General features: G+C 59.4%; 9 protein-coding genes. 5 read left to right on the top strand and 4 right to left on the bottom strand.

The window, feature by feature from the left end; genetic code table 11:
• Together murC and murB are read left to right on the top strand one after the other, a co-directional pair.
• Positions 1–1,266 (top strand): UDP-N-acetylmuramate--L-alanine ligase (gene murC, locus IGS51_RS00290; protein ID WP_297074770.1); only part of this gene is annotated, 1,266 nt, incomplete at its 5' end.
• Positions 1,267–1,562: 296 nt separating this feature from the next.
• Positions 1,563–2,510, top strand: coding sequence for a UDP-N-acetylmuramate dehydrogenase (murB, locus tag IGS51_RS00285; protein WP_297074769.1), 948 nt, complete (start codon positions 1,563–1,565; stop codon positions 2,508–2,510).
• A 186-nt stretch (positions 2,511–2,696) separates the two neighbouring features.
• On the opposite strand, the gene ribH is transcribed toward murB, so the two are convergent.
• On the bottom strand, positions 2,697–3,275 hold the full coding sequence (gene ribH / locus IGS51_RS00280) for a 6,7-dimethyl-8-ribityllumazine synthase (RefSeq protein WP_277772212.1): 579 nt from the start codon (positions 3,273–3,275) through the stop codon (positions 2,697–2,699).
• A 20-nt stretch (positions 3,276–3,295) separates the two neighbouring features.
• Complete coding sequence (psbZ, locus tag IGS51_RS00275; RefSeq protein ID WP_068508879.1) at positions 3,296–3,484, bottom strand: photosystem II reaction center protein PsbZ; 189 nt, start codon at positions 3,482–3,484, stop codon at positions 3,296–3,298.
• A 107-nt stretch (positions 3,485–3,591) separates the two neighbouring features.
• On the opposite strand from psbZ, the gene IGS51_RS00270 reads away from it, so the two are divergent.
• The 3 genes from IGS51_RS00270 to IGS51_RS00260 all read left to right on the top strand — a co-directional run bounded on the left by IGS51_RS00270 (position 3,592) and on the right by IGS51_RS00260 (position 9,656).
• Entirely contained in the window at positions 3,592–6,399 is a 2,808-nt protein-coding gene (locus IGS51_RS00270) for a CBS domain-containing protein (protein WP_297074767.1), read from the top strand.
• A gap of 176 nt (positions 6,400–6,575) precedes the next feature.
• The gene (locus IGS51_RS00265) at positions 6,576–7,496 is read left to right on the top strand and encodes a hypothetical protein (RefSeq protein ID WP_297074765.1); all 921 of its coding nucleotides are present in this window, start codon (positions 6,576–6,578) and stop codon (positions 7,494–7,496) included.
• A gap of 225 nt (positions 7,497–7,721) precedes the next feature.
• Positions 7,722–9,656, top strand: a complete 1,935-nt coding sequence (locus IGS51_RS00260; protein WP_297074764.1) for an ATP-binding protein — start codon at positions 7,722–7,724, stop codon at positions 9,654–9,656.
• Between the two features lie 32 nt (positions 9,657–9,688).
• On the opposite strand, the gene IGS51_RS00255 is transcribed toward IGS51_RS00260, so the two are convergent.
• Together IGS51_RS00255 and IGS51_RS00250 are read right to left on the bottom strand one after the other, a co-directional pair.
• Entirely contained in the window at positions 9,689–10,393 is a 705-nt protein-coding gene (locus tag IGS51_RS00255) for a hypothetical protein (protein ID WP_297074762.1), read from the bottom strand.
• Between the two features lie 231 nt (positions 10,394–10,624).
• On the bottom strand, positions 10,625–11,193 hold a 569-nt coding region (locus IGS51_RS00250), incomplete at its 5' end, for an aminotransferase class I/II-fold pyridoxal phosphate-dependent enzyme (RefSeq protein WP_297074761.1).

The following is an 11,193-nucleotide window of genomic DNA, read 5'->3' as shown; positions in this document are numbered from 1 at the left end:
GTGGCTCGTGGGGCGATCGCCCCGAATCCCGCCCCTAGTTCCCAACTCTTGCCGCAGGTTATTTGCTCAACCGCTATTAACCCCAATAATTCTGAATACCGGGCAGCACTAGACTTGGGCTGTCCGATTTTTCATCGTTCTGACCTGCTGGCGGCGCTGATGCAGGAATATCGCGGCATCGCTGTTGCGGGCACCCACGGCAAAACCACCACCAGCAGCATGATTGGCTATCTGCTGCTGCGGGCAGGGAGTGACCCAACCATTGTGGTCGGGGGTGAGGTCAGCGCCTGGGAGGGCAATGCGCGACTGGGGCAGGGCGAGTATCTGGTGGCCGAAGCAGACGAGTCGGATGGGTCGCTGGTGAAGCTAGCGGCTGAAATTGGTGTAATTACTAACATCGAGCTAGATCATCCCGACCACTATGCCACGGTGGATGAAGTGGTCAAAACCTTCCAAGCCTTTGCGGATAACTGCAAGGTGCTAGTGGGCTGCTGGGATTGTGACCTGCTGCGGGCGGAAGTGCCGCCCCATATTAGCTATAGCCTCAACCCTGCTTCGGGGGCTGATTATACGGTGGATCAGGTGATGTATGGAGCCGCAGGGACGACGGCCCGCGTGTGGGAGCGGGGCACGCTGCTGGGTACGCTGAAGCTGACGGTGCTGGGTCGCCACAACCTGAGCAATGCCCTGGCGGCGATCGCCGTGGGTCGCCATCTCAACCTGGAATTTGACCAAATCGCCACGATTCTCAAGAGCTTTCAGGGGGCTCGTCGTCGGTTCGAGCTGCGCGGCGAAGCCAACGAAATCCTCTTTATCGACGACTACGCCCACCATCCCAGCGAAATTCAGGTGACGCTGGCGGCGGCGCGGCTGCGGGTCGAGTCATTTGCCAATGAGCAGCGGCGTGTCGTGGCGATCTTCCAGCCCCACCGCTATAGCCGCACACAGGTATTTCTGGAGGAATTCTCTCGGTCGTTTGGCGATGCCGATTTGGTGATCACCACCGACATTTACAGCGCAGGCGAAGCCAACCCCAGCGGCATCACGGGCGAAGACCTGGCAGCGGCGATCGCCCAGCACCATCCCAACGTCATTTACCAGCCCACGCTGAATGACGTGTCCGCCTTCCTGACCCGCGCCCTCAAGCCAGGGGACTTGGCGCTGTTCCTGGGTGCAGGCAACCTAAACCGGATCATTCCAGAACTGGTGTCTGCCCATCAAACCCTGGAAGCCCAGACCGCGCTGGCAAGCTATCAGTCTGCCTAGAAGTCTGCTTGAAGCTCTACTCAGTCTGCCTAAAACGGTCGTCTTCCAGCAGCACAGCGGTCAGTTCTGGGGTCGATGCTAGGGTCAGTGCTGGGCGCGTCTGGCGCAGATTCTCGCAGGGGTGCTTTGGGCCCGGTTCAATCCGGGTTTAAACTGAAAAGCGGCATGATCAGGACGGTGCAGCAAGAAGCCGTCTGCTGTTCTGCCGCGCTCGGAGTCTTGTCCCGGGGTCTTGGCCTGGGGTCTTGACTCGGAGTCTTGTGCGCTCTAGCGTCTGCACTGCGTTTCCTCAGGTTATGACATTGGCCAACCCAGTCCCTCAGCCCAGTTTTGAGCCTCGCGTTCCCTTCACGCCCATTGGTGCGACCTGTGCGGTTCGCCCGATGGTCTCTCTGGCCGGGTTCACATCTTACCGAGTCGGTGGGCCAGCGGAATGGTTTGTCTCGCCGCGCACCGTGGAGGATTTGCGGGCATGCTTTGCCTGGGCAACGGCGGAAGGGCTGCCCCTCACGCTGCTGGGGCTGGGGTCCAACCTGCTGGTGAGCGATCGCGGCTTGCCAGGATTGGTCATTTGTACGCGCCATCTGCGCCTGACCCAGTTTGATGAAGAAACTGGACGGCTGACGGCGGCCGCGGGAGAGCCGATCGCCCGTCTGGCCTGGAAAGCAGCGGATCGAGGCTGGGCGGGGCTGGAGTGGGCCGTGGGCATCCCCGGCACCGTTGGCGGCGCAGTAGCCATGAACGCGGGCGCACACCAGGCTTGCACCGCCGATATTTTGGTAAAGGCTCAGCTGGTGACGCAAACGGGTGAAACGCAGGAACTCTCGCCAGCGGATCTAGGCTTTCGCTATCGCACGTCCATTCTTCAAGGCGACACCAGCCGTTTGGTGACGCAGGCAACCTTCCAGCTTTGCCCTGGTGCGGGCGCTGCGGTGGTGACGGCTGAAACCCGCACCTGCCAGGAGCGCCGCCACGCCACCCAGCCCTACCATTTGCCCAGTTGCGGCAGCGTCTTTCGCAACCCCGAACCGCGCACGTCGGGCTGGTTGATCGAACAAACCGGGCTAAAGGGCTTCCAGATTGGCGGGGCGCAGGTGTCGCCCATGCACGCGAACTTCATTGTGAACCTGGGCAACGCCACTGCCAGTGACGTGTACCGCGTGATTCGCCATGTCCAGGAAAAAGTGTTCCAGCGTTGGGACATTGCGCTGGAGCCAGAGGTGAAGATTTGGGGAGAGTTTTAGCGGTTCACAAACGCTAGGCAGTGTCTTAAAACTTTCTAGGCCGTTGATTGCCTTCAGTCGATCCCCCTAAATCCCCGCGCTTACGCGCCGCTTCGCTAGAAAAAAGGGGGACTTCCGGAGTAGCTCGGTTCGGTTCCCCACTTTTTAAGGAGGGCTAGGGGGGATCGAAGGGTTTTAAAACGCGCCCTAGAACCCGTCGGGATCGGTCGGGGCGATCGCACTCTTCAGCGGCGACGGCAACTGTGGGTTGTTTGCCCCTGGTAGCCCGTTGCCCAGATCAGGATTTGCCGTGCGGATCTGGCGCATCAGCGTCGCCATCTCGATCGCGCTCATGGCGTAATCCCAACCCTTATTGCTCTTGATGCCCGCTCGCTCCAGCGCTTGCTGCATCGAGTCCGTCGTCAACACGCCAAACACAACCGGCACCCCCGTTTGAAACGAGGCAGCCGCGATGCCCTTCGACACCTCGCCTGCTACATAGTCAAAATGCGGCGTTTGCCCTTTTATGACTGCGCCGATGCAGATGATCGCGTCATAACGGCGAGTTAGCGCCAGTTGCCGCGCCACCTGCGGAATCTCAAAAGAACCTGGCACCCAGGCATAATCGACCTGAGTGCCCTGCGGATCTGGATCAATGCCGTGGCGCTTCAGGCAGTCCTGACAGCCCTCCAGCAGCTTACCCGTCACTAAATCGTTGAACCGCCCAATCACGATGGCAAAGCGCAACGACTCGGTTTGGGTAAACGTTCCCTCAAAAACGGCCATGAATTTACCAGACTTGGTTTCTATACCACGAAATAATTCAGCACACCGACCACAATCACCAGCGCCACCCAGGCAAAGGAACCCAGGAATAGAAGCTGCTTGGACTGATCCCAGTTGCGGGGCGAAGCGTAGGCCACAGGCACTCCCACCACCATCACAAACGACAGCAAGACCAGAGCGGCAAGCGCAAGCTGGAACAAAATGGACATCGCGTTTCCTCCCAACACAGCTAAAGATGAAATGTTATAAGGCAGACTAGAAGCAAACCCCGTGCCCCAATAGCCCCAGTAGTAAAGCTATCAGAAATTGAACCCTCATGGATCTCATCCTCTGCCATACCACGGCTGATTTCGACACGCTGGGTGCGGCGGTCGGGCTGTCGCGGCTGTGGGCGGGGGCGAGGATTGTGCTGACCGGGGGCAGTCATCCTGCGGTCAAGGAATTTTTGGCACTGCACCGGGATGAGTATGCGCTGATCGAGCGGCGGGCCGTGAACCCGCAAAATATTCGGGCGATCGCCGTAGTAGACACACAATGGCGCGATCGCCTCGGCAAAGCAGCGGAATGGCTAGATCTCCCGGTAGAAATCACCGTTTACGACCATCATCCAGAGGGCGGCGGCGACATTCCTGCCAAAACGCAGCAGATCGAAGCTGTCGGGGCAACCACGACGCTGATTGCGGAAGCTTTGCAGCAGCGCCAAATTCGCCTCACGCCTGCGGAAGCAACGGTGATGGCGCTGGGGATTCATGTCGATACGGGGTCGCTGACCTATGACCATACCACCGTGCGCGATGCGGCGGCGCTCACCTGGCTGATGCAGGAGGGTGCGACCGTGCAGGCGATCGCCGCCTATGTGGAACCGGGTCTGTCGCCCCAGCTTCAAGACTTGCTGGCGATCGCCCTCGATCAGCTCCACACCGAAACCGTGCAGGGCTATCGATTGGCGTGGGTGCTGCTGCCCACGGCAGACTATATTCCCGGCCTGTCCAGCCTGGCCAGCCACCTGACCACGCTGACGGAAAGCGACATGCTGCTGCTGGCGGCGCAGTATGGCCAAGTTGAATCGGGCGGGTCGGAAGCACGCCTGAACGAGTCCCGTCTGACGGTGATCGGGCGCAGTCGCGGCGCAGTGGCAGACCTGGGGGCCCTGTTCAAGCCGCTGGGTGGCGGGGGGCATCCCACGGCAGCGGCGGTAACGCTGCGAACGGGCGATCCTCAAGCCACGCTAACGGAACTGGTGCAGCGGCTACGCACTGCAATTCCAACCCCGCCCACGGCCCGCAGCCTGATGTCGTCCCCCGTCCGCACCATTCGTCCCGATGTCACCATTGCCGAAGCCCAGCGAATTCTGTTGCGCTACGGGCATTCTGGTCTGTCGGTGGTAGACGAGCAGGATCGGCTAGTGGGTGTGATTTCTCGCCGCGACCTGGACATTGCCTTTCACCACGGCTTTGGGCACGCCCCGGTGAAGGGCTACATGACGACGAATGTGAAAACCATCACCCCCAGTACGCCGCTGCCAGAAATCGAATCACTCATGGTGACCTACGACATTGGGCGACTGCCCGTGCTGGAGGACGATCGCCTAGTGGGCATTGTGACGCGGACGGACGTGCTGCGGCAGGTGTGGCAGCAGCGGGAAGCCGAGGCGCTGAATAGCACAACCAGGCGCGGCGGCCTGTGTCCGCTGCCGGAGGCGATTTGGGAGATGCTGGGCGATCGCCTCGTGCCCGCCCTGTGGGACGTTTTGCGAGACACGGCCGACCTAGCCGCAGCGCGAGGCTGGCAGCTATACATGGTAGGTGGGTCGGTGCGCGATTTGCTGCTGCAAACCGACGGGCCGCTGCTGTTGCCAGACATTGACCTAGTGGTAGACGGCTTTCACCAGGCGGCCGACCAAGCAGCAGGTGTAGAACTGGCGCGATCGCTCCAGCAGCAGCACCCCGAAGCCCGCCTCCAGGTTCACGGCAAGTTTCAAACCGCCGCCCTCACCTGGCATCACCATCCCCAGCTTGGCTCGCTCTGGATCGACATCGCCACCGCCCGCACCGAATTTTATCCCTATCCAGCAGCCAATCCCGAAGTCGAAGCCAGCTCAATTCGCCAGGATCTCTATCGCCGCGATTTCACCATCAACGCAATGGCAATTCGCCTGACCCAACCACGCCGGGGAGAACTGCTCGACTTCTTTGGCGGCATTTTGGATTTGCGCGATCGCCAGATTCGAGTCCTCCACGCCAACAGCTTTATCGAAGACCCCACCCGCATCTATCGAGCGGTGCGCTTTGCTGTGCGCCTGGGGTTCACCCTCGACCCGCAAACGGAGGCGCAAATTCGCCATGCGATCGCCAGTGGGGTCTATTTCCGCATTCAAGAAGAAATGAACCGGGCCCCAGCGCTGCAAACCCGGCTACGGCGCGAACTCAAGTTCATCCTGGAAGCGCCCTACTGGAAAGCGGCAATTCGGCAACTGGCTGACCTGGACGCGCTGCGCTGCCTGCACCCCGCCCTGACGCTGGACGCAGAACTGTGGCGGCAACTGCGCCTGGGCGATCGCTGGCTGACCCGGTTTGACCCCGATCATCGGCTAGAACACTGGCTGCTGCTGCTAGAAGTGGCGATCGCCCACCTGCCCCCCGATGCCCCCACAGACGCACCGGAACCTGCTGCACCCAACGATCCGTCTAGCGTCCGCGAGCGCATCGCCGCTGGACTCCAGCTTCCTGCCGACAGCATCCAGCGCCTCGCCAGCCTGCACGCCGTTGAAACTGCCCTGGATGACTTTGAGCAGTCAATGCACCACTCTGCCGAACCGCTGCGTCCCAGCCAGATCGTGCGCCACTTCGCCGCCTATGACCTGCCCACGCTGGCCCTGCTAACAGTTCGCAGCCCGCGCCCCCGCCGCCGCCTAATCTGGCACTATCTCACCGTCTGGTCGCAGGTAAAGCCGCCCCTCGACGGCAACGACCTCAAGCGCCTTGGATACAAACCCGGCAAGCAGTTCAAACCCATGCTAGATAGGCTGTTGGCGGCGACGCTGGATGGCGAGTTGCAGGGCGACCCAGAGACCCTGCGCCAACAGGCAGAGCATCTCTTGGCTCGCCAATTTCCCCAGCGCTAGCGCTGCAAACCGCTGTAAATCGCTGTAGACATAGGAGCATCCCGATCACGGTAGGATGGTTGGGAATGGTGAAGTATTCTAAACAACACGGCGGCTGTCCTTCACAAGCAATCCATGTCTATCCTCTGGAAATGCCTACCCAACAATCCGCAGTGATCCTCCCCACAACTCCGCCTATGACTCCACCCAACGACTCTGGCTCCAATTCCATTACCCCATCCGACCGCATCGATGTAGAGATGAACGGCAGCGGGGCCAGCAGCCATAGCAACCCGTCGCCCCCGGAATCATCTCAGGCAACGCTTCAAGAAACGACTCAGGCAACGACTCAGACAACGACTCAGACAACGCTCCAAGAAACGACTCAGGCAACATCCCAGAAGCCGCCCCAAAAGCTACCTCAGGGGGCGATCGCCAACACAGCAGGGGGAAAGCCAAAAACAACGATTATCGTTTCGCCAACCTCTGCGCCCCCATCGTCTGGCAAGGGCAGACAGGGCTGGCTAATCGCGTCGCTGCTGCTAACCTCTGTGGTTGCCGGGCTGGGGGGTGCGGCCTTGGGCTGGGCTATCCGTCACCACTCTCAAAATCCTCATGCCGGAGAGCCACCGGCGCTGCTCGATCCGTTCGTGAATAATGAGCAATCCTTTCCGCCGATCGAAGGCTGGGTGGGAGATGACCCGGTCAGGCGGTATTCCCCAGAAGCTTTTTCGGAAGAGGTGCGACCCGAAGCGCCATCTCATACAGCACCGATCCGAGAACGACAGTTTCAAGAGTCTCCTCCAATCCAGACCCGCCGCCAAATTCCAGAAGAGTTTGCCGATCCGTCAGGTCTTCCCCCAGTCGAGGAACCGGCCTGGGCCGCTCCAGATACAGTGCCCGTGGAGCCACCTCCTCAAATTTCACAGCCCCCGGCTCCTTCCCGCTTTTCGTCTGAGCCTGCTCCGCCTGAACCTCCCCCTCCTGTGCAAGCGCCGCCTCTCTCAGAGAGCATCCACAAAACCAAACCCAGTTCCGACATACCCGAACCCCCTCGACAAACTCAGTCCGTCGAAATCCCGGTTCTGCCAGCCCCCTCGTCGCCGTCCTTCCCCTAGCCCCTCCGGCCCCTGCCTTTTTTGGACTGCTCAGAGAAAGGGAGCCATTGCCACAAGCTAGCGGCTCAGGACATCACAACGAGTAGATGCTCTAGAGCGAGGGTTTTTCGCGGGTTATTCTGTTAAACGATTGAAAAATCGGGAATCTTAAGTAGTGAGATCCACCGCCAGATTCAGCACATCCCAGCGCTGGCCTTCCTAACCTGGATCGAGAGTGTGCTAGTTATGTCCTTAGACTTTTTGCCTCGCAGTGGCCGCTTTAGCTGCTCTACTTCACCGCCTCGCCATCCATTTATAAGCCTCCAGTTCAAGCTCATGTTGGGCTTTGCGCTGGTCAGTGGGCTGGTTTTTGTCGGGTTATACGGCTGGCTTTATAGCAAAGCTCTAAATCGGGTGAGGGAGGGGCTAAGGCAGGACATGGTGAATACGCTGGACGGGGCGATCGCCGGTGTTGATGCGACCGAGTTTTCCCAGCTTTCCCAGTTACCTGTGCCACAGGGCGAGCCAGTGCCCGCCTCAAACCCCCTCTATCAGCGCCATCAAGAATGGCTGATCCGAATTCACAACGTAGAGCCACGGGCCAATCCCTATACCCTGGTGAAGGGAACCAAACCCTACGAAGCGCTCTGGATTGGGGACAGCCTGCGAGTCTTCCAGCCGGAGAACGCCACAAGCTTTCGGGAAGCCTACCTCGCCACACCGGACAAAACGCGCCTCTATCAGGGATTTTCGGAGGTGACGCTGACGCTCTTGCCCTACACCGACTCTTGGGGAAGCTGGATTTCTGCCTATGGCCCGATTAAAAATGCTGAAGGGCAGGTGATTGGGCTGCTGGGGATCGATTTTCGGGCTGACGAGATCCAAAGTGTTGAACGAGACATTCGCAAAAGCTTGGCAATCGCCTTTGGCAGCACCTATCTACTGCTGCTGGGGCTGGTGGTTCTGCTGGCTCGCTCTTTTACACGACCGATTATCGACCTGACCGATGCCACCGAGCAAATGAGCCAGGGCGAATACGATCGGGCGCTGACGCAGTTTCATCGTCGCTATGTGCGAGATGAGATTAGCCAACTGGCAAGCAGCTTTGAGCGGATGGTAGAGCAGGTGCAGCAGCGCGAGGCAGACCTGGCGAGTGCCAACAGCAACCTGGAAGAACAAGTCCGGCAGCGCACCCAAGAGCTAGAAGAGAACAACGCCCACCTTGAGCAAACCCTGCGAGACCTCAAGGCCACTCAGTCGCAACTGATTCAAACGGAAAAGATGTCGAGCCTGGGGCAGCTTGTGGCCGGTCTGGCCCACGAGATTAACAATCCCCTGAGCTTTATTCAGTCCAATTTGCTCCACGCCAAAGAGTATATACAGCATCTTCTGGAAATGCTGCACCTTTATCAGTCACACGTCCCTGAGTTGCCTGCTGCTTGTGAAAAGGCAGAGGATCTAGGGCTGGAATTTATCCAGGAGGATTTACCTAAGCTGCTGGGGTCGATGCAGGCAGGGACGCAGCGGATTAGCGAAATCGTGCGATCGCTCCGTGTGTTTGCCCGGTTGGATGAGTCTGAGGTAAAGTCTGTTGATCTACATGAAGGGCTGGACAGTACGCTGCTGTTGCTCAATAGCCGCCTCCGGGGCACTCCTAGTCGAGCAGATATCCGCATTGTTCGGGAATACGGAGATCTGCCGCTTGTCGAGTGCTACGCCGGACAGATTAACCAGGTGTTTATGAACCTTTTGAGCAACGCAATCGATGCTCTGGAGGCGCTGCGAGAACAGGCGGATGGTTCACGCAGTGCCGCTGGGCAGGATCATTCCCCGGCATACTGCATGGACTGGGCCAAGGATTTATTGCCAGAGGAACAAGACGAGATTCCCACCATCTGGATTAGAACCCGGCTGGTCGAAGGGAATCGCGTCTCGGTGTGCATCGCAGACAATGGAATTGGCATTTCGACGGACGTGCAGCAGCGGATCTTTAATCCCTTTTTCACCACCAAACCGGTGGGGCGCGGAACCGGGCTGGGGCTATCAATTTGCCACCAAATCATTACCGAGCGTCATGGGGGCACGCTGAAATGCAACTCATCTCCGGCTGAGGGATCAGAATTTTGCTTTGAGATTCCGCTGAAGCTGCCTGCCAACCAGCCCCAGCAGACCCAGGCTTAGGCTTAGGCAGGGCGATCGCCCTTTTCATCGCTTTACCCCCGACACCCAGCCGCACGAAACTGCTCCATCAGCACTGCGGGCCAGGTTGGGGCGATCGCAGGCGGCCGCTGGGAGGCATAGACCTGCATATTCCCCGTCGGCTCGACCGTAGCCAGAAACTCGCTTTCGTAGTCTGACACGGGCACTTGCCGCAGGAGCGATCGCGCGGATTGGGTATTGCTGGCTAGCAGTTGCCCATCCACCACCTGCCCCACCGAAAACTCCAGCGGCGTGTTGTATATCTCAAATGGCACGGTTACGGTTTCTTGCTTGCTGTAGCGCACTAGGCACACCCGCCCCGGCACCGCCGACGGAAATACCGTCATGAAGTAGTGCGGAATCATGTCCCACTCTTTTTCCCAGGTTCCCAAAAACGGTGCAATGTCCGGGTCTGTCTGTGCCCAGGCTTGTCGATAAGCAATCAGTTCTGAGGAAATCGGCGACCCCACCGAGCCAATCTTGCCCAGGCCCAATAAGTCCAGATCGGACTGAATCCGCTGCTGCATCTCGGCTTCTGCCTGACGGAGCGCGTCGTCTGCAAGCGGCGATCGCAGCGGCGCGTCTACCGGATTCAGCACCACATCGTCCGGCACCCCATCGGGGACAGGAGCCTCTACGTCTGGCGTGGAAGTGGTGCAGGCCATGGCCGCGCCCAGTCCCGCTGTCATCACCAGTGCGATTGCCCACTTTGCTTGCATTGCTCGAAATATCACTCGTTTCACCATAAACCTCGTAACCCAGACAGTGAGATTTCTTAGGGTCTTTACTTATTAGGTCTACAATTTTCAGTGCCAAGTTCCGCACAAGAAAAAGCCCCGCCTCACCAACTGGGAAGCGGGGGCAGACAGTTCCGTTTGAGAGAGAACTTTGGTCAAAAGAAGCTTGAGTAAGTCAGGCGAATAGATGCGATCGCCCGTTCCACTCAGCAGCTAGTAAGGACGCAGCACGCCGCGCAGTTCGCCGGCCCGGTTGCGCGTGGTGTGAATATCAAGATAGAGATTGCCGCTTTCCAGCGCTTGCCGTTGTTCTGGCGTGAGGGTGTATTCTCCCGCAAAGCGACCGTCGCGATCGCCCCTCATCGTCACCGTCAGCGCGTACTGGAAAGGGCCGTTGGCTGTAGGCTCGCCCCGATGAATATGAACCGCTGAGGTGATGTTGGGGTTGGGCGGATCGGTGGGGTCAACGGTATAGTCGCGCAGGGGGCCGGCCAGGTTGCGAAAGTCGCCCCGCCCCAGCTCATGCGCAACCTGCAGTGCCCCCTTGGGCGGTGCCGACTCATCGAAATAGATTTCGCTGTAGCACTCGTCGGCCACGATGACGAAGCCATGCCGGTCGGCCAGTTCGAACAGCCGCTGCCACGTTGCGTTCGGGGTGATGTCCCCGGTGGGATTGTCCGGTGAGCAGACGATGAGCATCTGCGTGTCCGCCCACACCGAATCCGGCACCTCATCCCAGGCATGGCCGCCCTCGGGCCGCCGGTTGACGAAATACGGTCGCG

The organism is Thermoleptolyngbya sp. M55_K2018_002, from assembly GCF_015295965.1.
Lineage (GTDB): Bacteria > Cyanobacteriota > Cyanobacteriia > Elainellales > Elainellaceae > Thermoleptolyngbya > Thermoleptolyngbya sichuanensis.
The sequence above is the reverse complement of the archived record's forward strand: the minus strand, read 5'-3'. Positions and strand labels throughout refer to the sequence as shown.